The sequence below is a fragment of the Lacibacter sediminis genome, assembly GCF_014168535.1.
Classification (GTDB): domain Bacteria; phylum Bacteroidota; class Bacteroidia; order Chitinophagales; family Chitinophagaceae; genus Lacibacter; species Lacibacter sediminis.
The window spans coordinates 1,914,456-1,930,327 of record NZ_CP060007.1; the positions used below are offsets into that span (position 1 = coordinate 1,914,456).

At 40.4% G+C, this 15,872-nt stretch carries 15 protein-coding genes; 8 read left to right on the forward strand and 7 right to left on the reverse strand.

Annotated features, from left to right (window positions below; translation table 11 throughout):
- Positions 1-95 precede the first annotated feature (95 nt).
- The 3 genes from queA to H4075_RS08245 form a co-directional block, all read right to left on the reverse strand.
- Complete coding sequence (queA, locus tag H4075_RS08235; RefSeq protein WP_182805828.1) at positions 96-1,145, reverse strand: tRNA preQ1(34) S-adenosylmethionine ribosyltransferase-isomerase QueA; 1,050 nt, start codon at positions 1,143-1,145, stop codon at positions 96-98.
- A 164-nt stretch (positions 1,146-1,309) separates the two neighbouring features.
- On the reverse strand, positions 1,310-3,034 hold the full coding sequence (locus H4075_RS08240; protein WP_182805830.1) for an ABC transporter ATP-binding protein: 1,725 nt from the start codon (positions 3,032-3,034) through the stop codon (positions 1,310-1,312).
- Entirely contained in the window at positions 3,031-3,807 is a 777-nt protein-coding gene (locus tag H4075_RS08245; protein ID WP_182805832.1) for an AMP nucleosidase, read from the reverse strand. The genes H4075_RS08240 and H4075_RS08245 overlap by 4 nt, the downstream gene beginning before the upstream one ends.
- 47 nt (positions 3,808-3,854) lie before the next feature.
- Here H4075_RS08245 and H4075_RS08250 point away from each other — a divergent pair, with 47 nt between their 5' ends.
- From H4075_RS08250 to cydB, 3 genes are all read left to right on the forward strand, one after another.
- Positions 3,855-4,292 (forward strand): type I restriction enzyme HsdR N-terminal domain-containing protein, encoded by a 438-nt coding sequence (locus H4075_RS08250; protein ID WP_182805834.1) that lies wholly within the window; start codon positions 3,855-3,857, stop codon positions 4,290-4,292.
- A 269-nt stretch (positions 4,293-4,561) separates the two neighbouring features.
- The gene (locus H4075_RS08255) at positions 4,562-5,941 is read left to right on the forward strand and encodes a cytochrome ubiquinol oxidase subunit I (protein WP_182805836.1); all 1,380 of its coding nucleotides are present in this window, start codon (positions 4,562-4,564) and stop codon (positions 5,939-5,941) included.
- Positions 5,942-5,943: 2 nt separating this feature from the next.
- Positions 5,944-6,978: a cytochrome d ubiquinol oxidase subunit II gene (cydB, locus tag H4075_RS08260; RefSeq protein WP_182805838.1), complete on the forward strand. Its 1,035-nt coding sequence runs from the start codon at positions 5,944-5,946 to the stop codon at positions 6,976-6,978.
- An 81-nt stretch (positions 6,979-7,059) separates the two neighbouring features.
- Here the strand turns inward: cydB and H4075_RS08265 are convergent, their stop codons facing one another.
- From H4075_RS08265 to H4075_RS08275, 3 genes are all read right to left on the reverse strand, one after another.
- Complete coding sequence (locus H4075_RS08265; protein ID WP_182805840.1) at positions 7,060-7,467, reverse strand: DoxX family protein; 408 nt, start codon at positions 7,465-7,467, stop codon at positions 7,060-7,062.
- 238 nt (positions 7,468-7,705) lie between these two features.
- A complete protein-coding gene (locus tag H4075_RS08270; protein ID WP_182805842.1) occupies positions 7,706-8,848 on the reverse strand; it encodes a fibronectin type III domain-containing protein in 1,143 nt (380 codons plus the stop codon).
- Positions 8,849-9,048: 200 nt separating this feature from the next.
- The gene (locus H4075_RS08275) at positions 9,049-10,044 is read right to left on the reverse strand and encodes an acyl-CoA reductase (protein WP_182805844.1); all 996 of its coding nucleotides are present in this window, start codon (positions 10,042-10,044) and stop codon (positions 9,049-9,051) included.
- 67 nt (positions 10,045-10,111) lie between these two features.
- Between H4075_RS08275 and H4075_RS08280 the strand changes: the two genes are divergently transcribed.
- The 5 genes from H4075_RS08280 to H4075_RS08300 all read left to right on the forward strand — a co-directional run bounded on the left by H4075_RS08280 (position 10,112) and on the right by H4075_RS08300 (position 13,348).
- Positions 10,112-10,462, forward strand: a complete 351-nt coding sequence (locus tag H4075_RS08280; RefSeq protein ID WP_182805846.1) for a 4Fe-4S dicluster domain-containing protein — start codon at positions 10,112-10,114, stop codon at positions 10,460-10,462.
- Positions 10,463-10,582: 120 nt separating this feature from the next.
- Positions 10,583-11,068 carry a YybH family protein gene (locus H4075_RS08285; protein WP_182805848.1) on the forward strand — a complete coding sequence of 162 codons (486 nt, stop codon included), beginning with the start codon at positions 10,583-10,585 and terminating at the stop codon, positions 11,066-11,068.
- 104 nt (positions 11,069-11,172) lie between these two features.
- Positions 11,173-12,174: a D-alanine--D-alanine ligase gene (locus tag H4075_RS08290; protein ID WP_182805850.1), complete on the forward strand. Its 1,002-nt coding sequence runs from the start codon at positions 11,173-11,175 to the stop codon at positions 12,172-12,174.
- Between the two features lie 21 nt (positions 12,175-12,195).
- Complete coding sequence (locus H4075_RS08295) at positions 12,196-13,029, forward strand: PASTA domain-containing protein (RefSeq protein ID WP_182805852.1); 834 nt, start codon at positions 12,196-12,198, stop codon at positions 13,027-13,029.
- A gap of 10 nt (positions 13,030-13,039) precedes the next feature.
- The gene (locus H4075_RS08300; protein WP_182805854.1) at positions 13,040-13,348 is read left to right on the forward strand and encodes a rhodanese-like domain-containing protein; all 309 of its coding nucleotides are present in this window, start codon (positions 13,040-13,042) and stop codon (positions 13,346-13,348) included.
- Between the two features lie 55 nt (positions 13,349-13,403).
- Here the strand turns inward: H4075_RS08300 and H4075_RS08305 are convergent, their stop codons facing one another.
- Positions 13,404-15,827 carry a TonB-dependent receptor gene (locus tag H4075_RS08305; protein ID WP_182805855.1) on the reverse strand — a complete coding sequence of 808 codons (2,424 nt, stop codon included), beginning with the start codon at positions 15,825-15,827 and terminating at the stop codon, positions 13,404-13,406.
- Between the last annotated feature and the right edge of the window lie 45 nt (positions 15,828-15,872).

A 15,872-nucleotide genomic window follows, 5' to 3' on the forward strand; every position in this document is an offset into this window, starting at 1 on the left:
CAGGCCGCAAATTACACGAAGAAAATACTTTGTGCTGCTTTCTGTATTTGTGGTAAAAGAAAAAATCCCTCTCGGTTGGGAGAGGGATTGTATAATCAGATCACCAACATCGCATCTCCATAACTGAAGAAACGGTATTTGTCTTTAATTGCTTTTTTGTAAGCTTCCATCGTAAGATCGTAACCGGCAAATGCACAGGTCATAATTAACAGACTTGTTTTTGGCAAGTGGAAGTTTGTAACCAGTGAATCGGCAATATTAAAATTATAAGGAGGGTGAATGAAAATATTCGTCCAGCCTTCGCTTGGTTTTAATAATTGCTGTGCAGTAAATGAAGTTTCCAATGCACGCATTGTAGTAGTGCCAATAGAACAAATACGATTCTTTCCTTCTTTTGCTTTGTTTACGATCTTACAAGAGAAATCATCGATCTTATAATACTCGGCATCCATTTTATGTTTGCTCAGGTCTTCCACTTCAATAGGACGGAAAGTTCCTAAACCTGTATGCAATGTTACTTCTGCAAAACGTACTCCTTGTATTTCCAAACGTTTGATCAACTCCTGGCTAAAGTGCATACCTGCAGTAGGAGCTGCAACAGCACCTTCGTGTTTTGCAAATACTGTTTGGTAACGCTCACGATCTTCATCATCAGGTTTACGCTTAATGTATTTTGGAAGTGGAGTTTCGCCCATTGCATACAACACTGTGCGGAACTCTTCATCTGTACCATCAAACAAGAAACGAATGGTACGACCACGTGAAGTGGTATTGTCAATTACTTCTGCAACCAGGTCTTCTGTATCGCCGAAATATAATTTGTTACCAACACGTATCTTTCTTGCGGGATCAACAATTACATCCCATAAACGGTTTTGCTTATTTAATTCACGAAGAAGAAATACTTCGATTTTAGCGCCTGTTTTTTCCTTACGACCATACATTCGGGCAGGAAATACTTTGGTGTTATTCACTACAAAAACATCCTTGTCGTCGAAATATTCCATGATATCACGGAACTGACGGTTTTCAATTTGGCCTGTTTTGCGGTGAACCACCATCAAACGGCTGTCTTCACGTTTTTTTGTAGGGTTTTGGGCAATGAGGTTGAGGGGTAGGTCGAACGTAAACTGTGATAACTTCATACTGCGTTTTATAATTTTAGTAACGGGTGCAAACGCAGCGTTAAGGTGAGTATTCGGGAGTGACTCTCCAAACCCCGTCTTACGGCACCGGGTTTGAACCTGTTACTTTTTAATGCGTGCAAAGGTAAGGAATTCAGGCGAAAATCAGGGAAACTTATCCACTCTTAACTAACCTGTGCTGTTCGCCCGGGAATAGCATCCAGTAATTGACGTGTGTAGGCAGTTTTGGGGCTGAAATAGATCTCTTCTGCGTTGCCCATTTCCTCAATTTGGCCTTTATTCATCACAACAATACGGTCGCAGATATAACGCACCACCGAAAGATCATGTGAAATGAAGATAGAGGTGAAGTTGAATTCCTGTTTCAGATCGTTTAGCAGGTTGAGTACCTGGGCCTGAACACTTACATCAAGAGCCGAGACAGATTCATCCCATACTATAAACGAGGGATGCAACGCCAATGCCCTTGCTATTACAATCCGTTGCCGTTGTCCGCCACTGAACTCATGCGGATAACGATTGAAATGATCTGGAGTTAGATTTACTTTCTCCAGCAGCTCCATCACTTTTTCTTTTGCCTTTTTTTGGTTGGGTTTGAGTTGATGCACCAGCATCGGCTCGGCAATAGCATCACCGATGCTGATACGTGGATTCAATGATGAGTATGGATCCTGGAAAACGATCTGCAGATCTTTGCGTTGTTGTTTGAATGCCGCAGATGATTTGCTCAGTATATTTTCACCATTCAACAAAATACTACCCGATGTTGTATCAACCAAACGAAGCAATGCACGGCCCAATGTTGTTTTGCCACAACCACTTTCACCCACAAGCCCTAAAGTTTCACCATTGTAAACATCAAAACTTACATTGTTCACTGCTTTGATGTAAGAAGAAGATTTTCCAAACAGTTTCTTTTGCTCAGGAAACCAAACGTTGAGGTTTTGAATTTGAAGAAGCGGTGTTGGGGATTTGTGGTTTGGAATTTGGATATTGGGATTTGGGTTTTCATTTTCCACCTTCCACTTTTCATTTTCTACTTCTAAGAAATCACTCACCACCGGCAATTTTTTTCCTTTTGAATGTAGTGCAGGTCTGCAAGCAAGCAATGCTTTTGTATAGGGATGTTGAGGATTGTCGAAAATATCTCGTACCGAACCTTGTTCAACAATTTGTCCTTTATACATCACTACAATCTTATCTGCAATGTCATGTACAACACCAAGATCATGCGTAATAAACAAAACACCCATCCCTGTTTCCTGTTGCAATTCTTTTATGAGTTGGAGAATGGTGTTTTGTACTGTCACATCCAATGCTGTAGTTGGTTCGTCAGCAATTAATAGTGATGGATTGCAACTCATGGCCATAGCGATCATTACCCGTTGCTTTTGTCCACCGCTTAGCTGATGTGGATAACGGCTAAGCATAGATGCCGGGTTCGGCAGCTTTACTTTTTCAAATAATTGCAATGTTCGCTTTGATGCTTCTTCTTTGTTTACTTTTTGATGCAGTTGTATGGCTTCCATAACCTGCATTCCACAGGTGAAAACGGGGTTTAGTGATGTCATTGGTTCCTGGAAGATCATGGCAATTTCATTACCACGAATACCTTGCATTTCTTTTGCTGAAGCTTTAAGCAAATCAATAACAGAACCGTCTTTTTTGGTGAAATTGATATTGCCGTTGGGATAAGAAGCCGGAGGTTGCGGAATTAATTGCAATGCAGATAGTGCAGTAACAGATTTTCCAGATCCGCTTTCGCCCACCACAGCAACAGTTTCTCCTTTGCCAACACTGAATGAAATACCATGAATGGCTTTCACCAAGCCTTCTTCTGTTTTGAAGTTTACTTCAAGATTCGTGATATCAAGCAGTGGTTTTATCATTCTTCAAAACGAAGATGTTTAACAGTGTTGCCATTATTGATGAGTTGTTTCAATGAATCAATGCCGATCTTGATATGATTTTCTACAAAATGTGTCGTTACTTTTTTATCACTCTCTTCTGTCTTTACACCTTCTGGTGTCATCGGGCTGTCGCTCACAAGTAACAATGCACCGGTTGGAATATGATTAGCGAAGCCAACCATAAAAATTGTTGCTGTTTCCATATCAATGGCCATGGCTCTCACTTTCTCAAGATAAGCTTTGAACTCTTCGTCATGCTCCCACACTCGTCGGTTGGTGGTGTAAACTGTTCCTGTCCAGTAGTCACTATCATAGTCACGAATGGTGGTTGATACCGCTTTTTGCAATGCGAACGATGGTAATGCGGGCACTTCCGGTGGGAAATAGTCACGGCTTGTACCTTCGCCACGTATAGCTGCAATAGGGAGAATAAGATCACCGATTTTATTTTTTGCTTTTAAACCACCACATTTACCAAGAAACAAAACAGCTTTTGGTTGAATGGCTGATAACAGATCCATCACTGTTGCTGCTGTGGCGCTACCCATTCCAAAGTTAATGATCGTGATGCCATCTGCAGTGGCACATTGCATCGGTTTATCCTTGCCCGTAACTTCTACACCGTTCCATTCTGCAAACAGATTTACATAATTGCTGAAGTTGGTAAGGAGGATGTAATCACCAAATTCTTTGAGTTGTTTGCCGGTGTAACGGGGTAGCCAGTTCTTAACAATGTCTTCTTTTGTTTTCATGCTTTCATCTTTTTGAATTCTGCTAAATTAATCATTTACTTTGGAGCATGATTAAGGTTGAATTTCCTGCACCCACATTTCGTATAAGAGAAGAAGACGGGAAAGAACTGATCTTTGATGACTTGCGTAAGCAATGGGTGCGTTTGACTCCCGAAGAATGGGTGCGGCAAAATCTCATTCAATACATGTTGCAGGTAAAACAATACCCGTCGGCATTTATTGGTATTGAAAAAGAAATTGCTTTGGGTGAATTGAAGAAACGTTTTGATCTGTTGGTGTTTGATCGTAATCACCAACCCTGGATGATGATCGAATGCAAAGCGATGGATGTGGAGTTAACGGAAAATGTGTTGGAACAGATCATACGTTACAACATGTCGGTTCCTGTAAACTACCTGGTGATCAGCAACGGAACATATACTTATGCCTGGGTAAAAGAAAAAAACCGACTCAACAGTATAACTGAGTTGCCGGTTTTTGATTAGCTTATAATCGATCCTACAAGTGTTTCAGGTGCTCCGTTTGAAAATAGGTGTGTTGATTCTCTTTCAGGTTAGCAACGGCTTTTTGATAAAACAAATCTACTGTTGCAGGAATGCTTAAAAAAAGGTGTTTTAACGGATTCTTTCTGAGGTACAAACACCTGTATGTATATCTCAAAAACATTTTCGGTGCTTCCTGAATGTGCTTTTGTTCCTCAAGTATCTTTGTTCTGCTGTTTACTTTAAACAGTATTACATCAATCACCACGCTCATGGATGTAGAGATTCTTTCCCGCATACAATTCGCTTTTACAATTGCCTTTCATTATATCTATCCCCCAATGAGTATAGGTTTGGGGTTGATCCTCGTGATCATGGAAGGGATGTATCTCAAAACCGGTCGCAAGATCTATGAAGACGCCACCCGTTTCTGGATAAAGATCTTTGCACTCATTTTTGGTATTGGTGTAGCAACTGGTATCATCATGGAATTTGAATTTGGTACAAACTGGGCAACGTATTCAAAATATGTGGGTGATATTTTCGGAAGTGCCCTTGCGGCTGAAGGCATTTTTGCTTTTGCACTTGAATCAGGTTTTTTGGGGATTCTCATCTTTGGTTGGAACAGGGTGAGTTCAAGAGTGCATTTCTTCTCCACCATTATGGTGTTTCTTGGTTCGTTGTTTTCTGCAATCTGGATCGTTGTTGCAAACTCCTGGCAGCAAACACCTGCAGGTTATCATATTGTAGGTGAGGGCATGAATGCACGGGCAGAGATCACCGATTTCTGGGCAATGGTATTTAATCCATCCAGTGTTGATCGTTTGACGCATGTGTGGATAGGTGCGTTTCTTTCAGGCGCTTTCTTAGTGTTGAGTGTAAATGCTTACTACATTATCCGCAAACGTCATCTTGAAATTGCACGGCCTTCTTTTAAAATTGCACTGATCGTTGCTACAGCCTGTTCCTTAATGCAATTAGTTGTAGGGCATCGAAGTGCAGATGGTGTAGCAAAAAATCAACCGGCTAAACTTGCAGCAATTGAAGGGCATTATGATACGTTGGCGAAAGCCGATATGTTTCTGTTGGGTTATGTAAATAACAAAACGCAAGAGGTGAGTGGATTGAAAATTCCGGGCGGACTTTCGTTTTTACTTCATGGAAATTTTAATGAACCTGTAAAAGGATTGAATGCATTTCCCGAAAGTGATCGTCCAAAACAGATCAATGCCATCTTTCAGTTCTATCATATGATGGTGGCATGTGGCATCAGCATGATAGCACTGACATTATTCGCCGTTTGGCAATGGAAGCGCAATCGTTTATTTGAAACAAAATGGTTGATGTGGATCTTTGTGTTCAGTGTAATATTACCTCAAATCGCAAACCAGGCGGGATGGTTTGCAGCAGAAATGGGAAGGCAACCATGGGTAGTGTATGGATTGCTTCGCACGTCTGATGCATTATCGAAAACAGTAACAGCTAACCAGGTTTTGTTTTCACTGATCATGTTTACAGTTGTGTACATGTTGCTTTTGGTTTTATTTCTGTATTTGCTAAACAAAAAAATAAAACATGGGCCGGTAAGTGATCATGCAAAAGAGGATATTGAAGAAAGCAGTAAACGTAACAACCCAATCATGAAACAATAAGTATGGAAACATTTCTCGGATTAGATTACAACGTTTGGTGGTTCCTGGTATTTGGTGGCGTTATCAGTGGCTATGCAATTCTTGATGGGTTCGATCTTGGTGCAGGTGCACTGCATCTCTTACTCAATAAAGAACAGAGTCGTCGTATAGCTATGAATGCAATCGGTCCTGTGTGGGATGGCAACGAAGTGTGGCTGGTAATTGGTGGTGGTGCTTTGTTTGCCGGTTTCCCTGTGGCCTATGCTGCAATCTTTTCGGCATTTTATGTTCCTTTTATGATCTTCATGGTAGGCTTGATCTTTCGTGCAGTAGCAATCGAATTTCGAAGTAAAGAGCCGATGCTGTGGTGGCGCAAAACATGGGATATTGTTTATAACATCGCCTGCATTGTTATAGCACTTTCATTAGGATTGATGTTGGGTAACGTGGCGTATGGTATTCCGTTGAATGCAGACAAAGAGTTTGCAGGTAACTGGATGTCGTTCTTTCACCCGTTTCCAATTATGGTCTCCATCACAACCTTAGCACTTTTTCTCATGCATGGAGCCATATATCTTACTATGAAAACAGAGAACCGACTGTACACAAAAATGCATTTATTGGCGAATAACTTTACGGTGTTTTTTGTGTTGAGTTTTGTTATTACAACATTGTACACCTTGCTTTATATTCCGCACTTGTGTGATCAGTTCAGACAAAATCCAAGTTTGTTTTTATTACCGGTGCTGATGATCCTTGCTATTGCTAATATTCCCAGACAAATCAAGAAGGGGTTGTACCGATATGCTTTTCTGAGTTCAGCAGTAACGATAGCGTTATTACTGATCATGGTGGCAGTTGAAATATTTCCATACCTTCTTTATGCCAGTAACGATATTAAGAACAGCATCACCATTCACAATGCCGCAGCCTCTGCAAAAACAATGAAGATATTGCTCATTATTGCGCTCATTGGTACACCGTTAGTTGGCTTGTACACTGCATTTGTCTTCTGGACCTTTAAAGGAAAGGTGAAGCTGGATGAGATGAGTTACTAAAGGCAAACACAATACACTATTACTTGCTGTTTGCTACAGTAAGAAAGTTCAATTCAAAAGCAGTTAGAGATGATTGTTTAATTAATCGTTATGATCAAAATGCAGATGCTGTTTGTATGCACCGGCAGCAACATGCAACGCAAACGCTGCAATAGCTGTATCCTTTAATAAATTGATGAGGGCCATTTGCCGCATTTCAGGTGCACCTGCATTCATCGAATTCGGGAAGTGGATGGTTAATACAAAAAAGATCAACATACCTGCCAGCAGATAACCGGCAATCTTCACAAATTTGTTTGTGAGGAAGGAAATGCCTGCTAAAATGAAGGCTGTGCCCACAATATAAACCCAGATTACTCCACCGGGTAAACCATCGGGAACGTATATCAGTAAATCGTACGGATTCTTGTAATGAAAAATGCCAAATGCAATCAATATTACGGAAAGTAAATAGATGGCAATGCGTGAGACGATGTGGTAATGTTTCATAACAGAAGGCTTTTAATGAAAAAATATATGTCTGTCGTTAACTTTTTCTCTGTCGATGCTACTAGGTGCTGTAATGAAACCGTTTCTTACAGTAATTTAAGAATTTATTTTGATGAATTAAAAAAGGAATTCTTGACAGACGCCAGAAATGATAAGTACCCAAGTTTGACCAATGAGCAAATAAAAAGGGTGTAGTTTGTTTTAGAGCGAAGTTTTAGCAGCAGATAAGGACTGGTTATTACTTCCCGACATTGATTTGCCTTGCTATTCGTTTCCTTCTCGTTTCTGCATGCAAAATGAAATTGCCCTCCGGGAGACTGTTAACATGTATGGCTAACTGATTTTTGTTAAATGAGTTTTTAATGAGGTTAATAAGAGAGCCGTCGGCCCTGAATATTTTACAGGAAACGATAGGCTCACTTGAAAACACTAAAATAGTTTTGTTACTGCTGTTCACATCAACGATGAGATCATCAGATGACTTTTTCAATTTTACATTTGATATTTCAGAATAAGAAACGTTATTACTTTTGTCGATGAGTTTTAGCCGGTAATTATTGTTTGTCTGTGGCCGAAGATCATATGCTCGGAATGTTTTTTTCTCATTCATTGTATTTGCGGCATCAATCTCGTGAATTGTTTCCCAGCTTGAATGACTTGATTGCCGTTCAACAATGAATTTTTTTATACCATGTTCTGCTTTTGTTTCCCAGGTTAATTCAATGGCATTCCCTTTTTGAGTGCCCTGAAATCCCGTAATAGTTACCGGTAACACAATATGTTGATAGTAAACCGTGATCCGAACATTATCAATATCAGCAGAAAGAAATACCCCAAGCAAACCACTGATTTCAGCTGAAAGAGCAAAGCCAAAATTTCCACTGTTGATATCAGCTGGAGTCCACGTTGTGCCCCACAAATCTGAGGAGCTTCCATAAGTGGCTGTCGTTTCACTGCCCGCCCATCCGCTTCCGCTGGCGTTATTGTTGCCGGTAATAGCGCCACCCTTTACAAGACGCACACGATAATCTCTAACCACGGCACCAAGACTTAGCCCGCTTGCTTTTCGGTCAATTTGTACAACTATTCCACAAATAGTTACTGCTGCAGGAATTGACATGCTGAAATTGGTCAATGTCATATAATTTGAATACTTACTGGGGTTTAGTAAAGTAAGTGTTGCTCCTGCGTAAGCATAATCGTTATTTGATGTGAGTACATCACTTGCATCGTCCCAACCAAAATCACTTCCGGATAAATTGGTTTCAGTTACGGTTCCTGGCGGACGCTCACTAGAAACACTGCACTGTGCGAGGCTGCTTTTGTAGAGAAGGTTAAGAAAGGTAGCAAGTAGCAGGGCGATGTTTTTTACGCTTTTCATAGTAGGATATTGGGTTAGAGCCTGATTCTATAACAAAAAAGAATCATAAGTAAAATACTCTCCGGAGGCCTGAAAAGCAAGATGCTGTCTAGGGAAGTCGAAAAAATATAGAGAAACACTTAAACAAATTATGGCGTATTTAAGTGTTTATATGTATCCCAATCTAGAGTAATATGTTTGAATGAGGGTTGGTCTTAAACTCACAATCCCAGTAAAAAAGCCATCACATCAACTCCGTCTGCATAGTCCATCAGTCCCGGTTGCTGTGCCTGGCCAAACGGAATAAGATCATTGCCAACAATTGCCTGTACCTGTTCATTTCCTTTAAGGCTATTGATCACATCGGCTTGTTGCTCATAGTAGCTGTAATGTAGCGTGCCAATAGGTGAGAAGACCTGTTCGTTCTCGATCAACACAACACAATCATTGGTCATGTAGTAAATATTATTCATGAGGTAGATCGCCAACTGGTAATCGTAATTGTTGCGATACTTATGATGATCAAACATCCAGCTGTATTTCCTGAGTGCATTTAACAGTGGTACAAAATCGTAACCGTTTGGTACGTATAACTTGGTAATGTTGCGGCAACCCAAACCGAAATATTGCATTACATCATCCGCTAACAACGACAATTCATTTTCCGTTTCACTGCCTGTTAATATACCTACCGAAGTTCTGTTTTTTCTTATGATGGAAGGATAGCGCCCAAAGTAATAATCAAAATAACGGGCACTGTTATCGCTGCCTGTTGCAATGTATGCATCGCAATCTTTCAACATACTGTTGAATTGAACACGTTCTGCTACAGCAGGATTCCACTCTGTCATCTTTGTTACAAGATGTTTCAGCAGCACATCGTCTTTCGATGAGAGTTTACATACTTGTTTATGTCCACTCACAAAAGCACAAAGAAAATCGTGAAAGCCAACAAGCGGAATATTTCCGGCCATTACAATGCCAACAGTCTTGGGAGTAACGTTGTCATCGAGATGATAGTGATCAGCCCAATCACGTAATAGATCATTGTTTAAAAAATTGTTGGCAACAGCTTCTGCTGCTGTTTGTATAAATCTTTGTGTAAACCAATTGTTTAGTTGTTCAGCCTGTCTGCAGGCATTTTGCCATTCGATGGGTTGTTCAGAAATATATTGCCTTAGTTGGTGTAAAATTTCCAGTCTTTGTTGTAAATTCATTCAGTGCTTTGCTTTACATTTGAGATGCAAAAGTAATTCAAAACTAACCCTAAAATTTTCAAACAGTATGGCTATAAAAATTACAGAAGAATGCATTAATTGTGGTGCATGCGAACCGGAGTGTCCAAATAATGCAATTTATGAAGGTGGTGTAGAATGGGCGATAGCAGATGGAACAACCGTTAAAGGTTCTTATACCTTAATTGATGGCAGTGTGGTTGATGCCGCTGCTAAGAACGCACCGGTAAGTATGGATACATATTATATAACTCCAAACAAGTGTACGGAGTGCCAGGGTTTTCACGAAGAACCTCAGTGTGCTTCGGTTTGCCCGGTTGACTGCTGTGTGCCTGATGAAATGTATGTAGAAACAGTTGAAGACCTGATGGCAAGAAAGGATCGTTTACACTTGGCATAATTTTTCTCTCAGATGGATGAGTTCCCGTAAGAACGATTCCGGAATACAGCGGGTGATATTTCCCGTTAAAAAAAGGTGAAGGCTTGAAAACCTTCACCTTGCTTTTTATATCTTGCACGCATGAAGAAGTTATCGTTTGTAGCAGTGTTGCTTGTGTTTTTGGTTTCATGCCGTTGGGAATTCAACAAAACAGATAAGACTGAAAATATGGTAGCTGCAGAGCAGCAACTGCAGGAAATGGTTGATACCGATAAAGCTTTTTCAGCCGCAAGCGAAAAAAGCGGAATGAAAAAGGCCTTTCTTGAATACATTGCTGATGATGCGGTATTGCTTCGCCCCGGTTTTTTACCAATTGTAGAAGGAGACGTTATTAAATTTTTAAATGCCCAGGAAGACACTTCCTTTACAATGACATGGGAACCTAAAGGTGGAGACATTGCATCTTCAGGTGATATGGGGTATACTTACGGTGTGTACAAGGTTGCAACAGCCGATACCACCTTAATGGGTACTTACTTAAATGTTTGGCGCAAGCAAGACGACGGCAAATGGAAATTTGTGATCGACACCGGCAACCCCGGCATTGACAAGGAAGGCATCGAATAATAGAAATTACTGGCAGGATTCTTGACAAGGAAAGCCTGCCTGAAAATACAATACAAACCCGGTTCATGAACAAAACCGGTAGCAGCAATAAAACCATCCGGTAAATGAATCAACCATTGAATATTGCCCTTGTTACGGGCGGGTATAGCGGCGAAGCAGTGATCTCTTACAAAAGCGCTACTACCATCTATAATCATCTCGATAAGTCGAAATTTAACGTGTTTGTAATTGATGTTACAAACGAAGGCTGGTTTTATAAAGTGGGAGATAAGCACGTTTCACCCGTAGATAAAAACGATTTTACGATTATCGTTGACGGTAAGAAAATCAGTTTCGATTGCGTCTTCATCGGCATGCATGGCACACCGGGTGAAGATGGAAAACTGCAAGGTTATTTTGATGTGCTAGGATTGCCATATACATCCTGCAGTTCGGCTACATCAGCCATTACATTCAATAAACGATACACAGTTGCGGTTGCTGCTTTTGCAGGGATCAATGTGGCCAAGAGTGTACATCTGTTCAAACATCAGCCAATTGATGCAAGTGCCATCAAATTGAAGCTACCTGTATTTGTAAAACCGAATAATGGCGGCAGCAGTATTGGTATGAGCAAAGTAAGCAAACAGGAAGATCTTGCGGCCGCAATTGAAAAAGCATTTAATGAAGATAGTCAGGTGTTGGTGGAAGAAATGATCACCGGCCGAGAATTCACTATTGGTGTGTTTAAACATAAGGGCGAAATAGTAGCAATGCCAATGACCGAAGTAAAGGCCGATGCCGATATGGAGTTCTTCGATTTTGTAGCAAAATACCAGGGTAAGAGTACAGAAATAACACCCGCTGAAGCAAGTGATGAGGTTTATCAAAAGGTGAGCGATACCGCAAAAAAGGTTTATGCGGTTTTTAACTGTGCGGGTGTAATCAGGATCGATTTTATCTACAATGAAGAGCGTAACGAACCGTTTATGCTTGAGATCAATACCATTCCCGGGCAAAGTGATGCGAGTATTGTGCCACAACAGGTGAAAGCGATGGGTTGGAATCTTGATGATTTTTATGCAGCTTTAATTGATCAGGCAATGACCGATCGCCAAATAAGATAGTTTACATTAAATTCAATACCCGTGTTTCAATTCGTTACAAACCGTTCTTTTTTTATCAACCTGCTCATCGCCATTTTACTTGGCCTTGCAGTAGTGTTTGTGTTTTTTCAATTGCTTGATCGCATTACGCAACATGGTAAATATGTGAAAGTGCCTGAGGTTAAAGGAAAGAATATAGATGAAGCCCGTACAATGCTGGAGCAACAGGGTTTCCAGGTAGAGGTGCAGGATAGTATTTATTACGACAGTCTTCCCCGCTTGTCGGTGGTAAAACAATCGCCGCTTCCGGAAGAATTGGTAAAGATCAACCGGACCGTATATCTCACTGTTAACCGGGCCCAACCACCATTGGTTTCAATGCCCAATTTTGTAGGCCAGACATTCCGTAGTGTTTTACTGCAATTAAATGCGCTTGGATTAAAACTTGGAGATACTTCTCAACGACCTGATTTTGCTGTGGGCTCAATCCTTGAGCAAACGTATAATGGTAATCTTATACGACAGGGAACGAAGATCCCAATGGGCAGCCGCATCAGTCTTGTGTTAGGAGGGGGTATTAAACAAACGGAAGTGCCAGTTCCTGTGTTGCTGGGGCTTACCTTTGCGGAAGCAAAAGTATTACTGGAAAGTAATGATCTTTTGTTGGGTGCAGTTGTGGTTGATGGGGCAGTGGCAGACAGTTCAGCTGCATTTGTCATCAGACAAAACCCGCCAGTGCGTGATGATGAAGGCAGACCAATTCGCATCCGTGGCGGACAGTTAATTGATCTTTGGATCAGTATGGATCGTACAAAGATCGATAGCATTCAACGACCAAAACCTGTGGTTGAACAAAAAACAGAAAACGAATATTAAAACTATAGAAATGAAGACCATTACTGCTGAAGAATTAAAAGCAAGAATTGATGCAGGTGAACAATTGAATATTGTTGATGTGCGTGAACCGCATGAGCATGCAGATTTCAATATTGGTGGCACATTATATCCGCTTGGACGTATTTTGTCAATGGATGTGGATGAACTGGAAAGTTTAAAAGACCAGGAAGTGATTTTTTATTGCCGCAGTGGTAACCGCAGCGGACAGGCTTGCATGTTTGCAGAGACAATGGGTTTTACCAATGTGATTAATCTTACAGGCGGTATGCTTAACTGGAGAGAAAAATTCGGTGTTTGAAATAAATAAATCGAAATAAAAAAGAAGGGCACTTATTTAAGTGCCCTTTCTTTTTTTATAATTTGATGTTGATTCCGGCCATGAAATTTCTTCCGGCCATTGGATAGTAATAATTTTCTGTAACGGTTTGTGCAGCATAAATGTAGCTGAAGCTGTAACCATTCGTTTCATATATCCTGTTAAACAAATTGCTTAACTGGAAGGTAAGATTGATCTCTTTTACGCCTTTAAAGCGTATGGCGTAATTCAAACGAAGATCACTTACAAAAAACGGATCAATGCTTCTTGCTTTATTTCCTGTATTGTCAAGATACTGGCGTGATACATATTTATTCAGCAAACTGATTTCACCATTTTTAACCGGAATAAAGTTGAGTGTAAAGCCTGCAACTGCAGAAGGAGAGAAGGAGAGCGCCGGACTGTTAAAGGAATTTTCTTTTTGTCCGCCATTATCATAATCATCCACATATTCAGTAAAATTGAGAATGCGGTTATCACTCAATGTAAGGTTGCCTGCAAAATTGAACCATGAAGCTGGTTTAACTCCTGCCTGTAATTCAACACCGGCACGATAACTTTTTGGAACATTGATCCGATTGTAAGCGCCAACATCATTTACTTTTCCTGTAAGAACAAGTTGGTTGTTATAATGCATATAATAACCGGTAACGCTCCAGTTATACATTTCTTTCCGCTGTTCAATATTCAATTCGAAGTCGTACAACGTTTCATGCTTTGGCTGTTGGTTTACACCTGCTTCAAAATCATCACGGTTGGGTTCTTTGTTGCCAATGCTGAAAGATGCAAAGCCAAGCCAGCCATTTCCATCAGCATAGGAGATGCCGATCTTTGGATTAACAAAGTTGAAGTTGCCTCCTGACTGCAATGATGGATTCTTTCGGAACCCTTTAATCACATGATTAACATTTCGGTATTGCACATCAGCAAATGCTTCCCAGCGACTGTTGATGCGACGCTGATACTTTGTATAAAAATTAAAATCGGTTTTATAAGCAGTAAGATCATACCATTTATAATCTTTCGTCACCGGCTCTTCACTCCAAATGATCTTTCCATAATGCTTGCCATCATAACGGGTAAAAGCGCCACCAAAAGTTAATTGATCATTGTTACGTTTGTATTGTGCCGAAAATGTAGATCCATAAAACCAGTTATCTAACCAAAGCTGGCGAATGATATCTGATTCAACAGCTGCAAGACCATAATCATCCAATGATTCATTGCGTTTGTATTCTTCGTAATAACCGAGTCCACGTGTGGCAAATAATGCGGCGTTGATATTCCAGCTTTTATTTACTTCATGATTTAACAACAGTTGATAATGATCCTGACGATAGTTGTCGGTTTGATTGTTATAAAGGAAGTAATTATAAGTACGATTATTATCTTGTCTGAAAAGATTTATTGAATCTTCCCTTGTATCGTACAAGTAATAGTTGTTATAATAATGTTCCAGCAGTTTTGCTTCATCTCCTCTGAGTTTTGCCTCAGGAATTCCATTCCACGATTGGTAAGTTTTCTCTTTTCCGGTGAACGCATTTAAACGAAGAGAAGTTTTTTCATTAATATAAGCTGCAGATAAATAAGCCGAACGCAGGTTTGATGAACCTCTGTCGATGAATCCATCACTTTTAATTAACGATACACGGCCATCGATGGTGAAATGTTTGCCGATCAAACCAGATCCTGCTTTAATCGTATGACGCAAGCTGCTGAAAGTCCCGAATCCATTATTCAATTCAGCATACGGCTTTTCATTGAAGTCATTTGTGCTCAGGTTGAGCGTGGCACCAAACGCACCTGCACCATTTGATGAGGTGCCAACGCCACGTTGTATTTGAATAGAATTTACTGACGAAGAAAAATCGGGCAGGTTCACAAAAAACAAACCCTGACTTTCTGCGTCATTATAAGGTATTCCATTCAACGTCATGTTGATCCGTGTAGCATCAGTACCACGTATGCGGATGCCTGTATAACCAATGCCGTTGCCTGCATCAGAATTTATTACCACTGATGGCGTTTGATTAAGAATAAACGGGAGATCCTGTCCCAAATTCATCTTCTCAATTTCTTTTTTGTTGAGATTGGTTTTGGCAAACGGCATACGGTCGCCTGCACGTATGGCCGAAACTTCTACAGGTTTCAGGAACAACGGCTGTGCTTCCAACGTTGCAGTGAGCTTTGTTTCTTTTTCAGTAACTGCAATTGTTTCTTCAAATTGTTTAAAGGCAACAGTACTGATGCGTACGAGATAATTGCCTTTTTGCCTTAGTAAAATAGAGAATCTTCCTTCACTGTCGGTTTGTGTTGTGCCATTGCCTGCAACTTCAACCGTTGCACCTGAAACGGCGATCTCATTGTTGTTTTTTTCTTTGACGACACCACTCAGTTTGTACTGAGCCATTGCGAGTTGTTGTGAAATAATCATCAACATTCCCAGCATCAATTTTTTCATTTCTGAATCACTTTTACGGTTAAAAATTGAATTGGAAATGCTGCG

What these genes read in the sequence shown, in the direction of transcription:
- queA (WP_182805828.1), bottom strand. Translation starts at nt 1,145, where the DNA reads ATGAAGTTATCACAGTTTACGTTCGACCTACCCCTCAACCTCATTGCC.
- H4075_RS08240 (WP_182805830.1), bottom strand. Translation starts at nt 3,034, where the DNA reads ATGATAAAACCACTGCTTGATATCACGAATCTTGAAGTAAACTTCAAA.
- H4075_RS08245 (WP_182805832.1), bottom strand. Translation starts at nt 3,807, where the DNA reads ATGAAAACAAAAGAAGACATTGTTAAGAACTGGCTACCCCGTTACACC.
- H4075_RS08250 (WP_182805834.1), top strand. Translation starts at nt 3,855, where the DNA reads ATGATTAAGGTTGAATTTCCTGCACCCACATTTCGTATAAGAGAAGAA.
- H4075_RS08255 (WP_182805836.1), top strand. Translation starts at nt 4,562, where the DNA reads ATGGATGTAGAGATTCTTTCCCGCATACAATTCGCTTTTACAATTGCC.
- cydB (WP_182805838.1), top strand. Translation starts at nt 5,944, where the DNA reads ATGGAAACATTTCTCGGATTAGATTACAACGTTTGGTGGTTCCTGGTA.
- H4075_RS08265 (WP_182805840.1), bottom strand. Translation starts at nt 7,467, where the DNA reads ATGAAACATTACCACATCGTCTCACGCATTGCCATCTATTTACTTTCC.
- H4075_RS08270 (WP_182805842.1), bottom strand. Translation starts at nt 8,848, where the DNA reads ATGAAAAGCGTAAAAAACATCGCCCTGCTACTTGCTACCTTTCTTAAC.
- H4075_RS08275 (WP_182805844.1), bottom strand. Translation starts at nt 10,044, where the DNA reads ATGAATTTACAACAAAGACTGGAAATTTTACACCAACTAAGGCAATAT.
- H4075_RS08280 (WP_182805846.1), top strand. Translation starts at nt 10,112, where the DNA reads ATGGCTATAAAAATTACAGAAGAATGCATTAATTGTGGTGCATGCGAA.
- H4075_RS08285 (WP_182805848.1), top strand. Translation starts at nt 10,583, where the DNA reads ATGAAGAAGTTATCGTTTGTAGCAGTGTTGCTTGTGTTTTTGGTTTCA.
- H4075_RS08290 (WP_182805850.1), top strand. Translation starts at nt 11,173, where the DNA reads ATGAATCAACCATTGAATATTGCCCTTGTTACGGGCGGGTATAGCGGC.
- H4075_RS08300 (WP_182805854.1), top strand. Translation starts at nt 13,040, where the DNA reads ATGAAGACCATTACTGCTGAAGAATTAAAAGCAAGAATTGATGCAGGT.
- H4075_RS08305 (WP_182805855.1), bottom strand. Translation starts at nt 15,827, where the DNA reads ATGAAAAAATTGATGCTGGGAATGTTGATGATTATTTCACAACAACTC.